1 pseudogene is annotated in these 373 nt (G+C 62.5%); it reads left to right on the top strand.

The window, feature by feature from the left end:
• Window positions 1-373, top strand: a pseudogene (locus ABE456_RS28545) (acetolactate synthase large subunit); the annotation flags it as partial.

The raw sequence follows: 373 nt of genomic DNA, 5'->3' as shown, positions 1-373 counted from the left end.
GCTGCCAATCCCGCGCAGCCTGCACCGCCGCCCGTTGGCCGAGCATGTGGCCATCGAAGCTGCTGTAGAGAAGTTGCTGGCCGCACGTAACCCGATCCTGGTGATCGGCGCCGGCGCCAACCGCAAGATGACCGCCAAGGTCCTCAAGCAACTGATCGACAAGACCCGCATCCCGTTCATCACCACCCAGATGGGTAAAGGTGTGGTCGACGAGCGCCACCCACGCTTCCTGGGTAACGCCGCGCTGTCGTCCGGTGACTTTGTGCACCGCGCCGTCGAAGCCGCCGACCTGATCGTCAACATCGGTCACGATGTGATCGAGAAGCCGCCTTTCTTCATGGTTCGTGGCGGCACCGAAGTCATCCACATCAAC

Origin of the sequence: Pseudomonas sp. TWI929, assembly GCF_039673335.1 — a bacterium.
Lineage (GTDB): Bacteria > Pseudomonadota > Gammaproteobacteria > Pseudomonadales > Pseudomonadaceae > Aquipseudomonas.
This window is presented reverse-complemented; position numbering and strand designations above follow the sequence as displayed.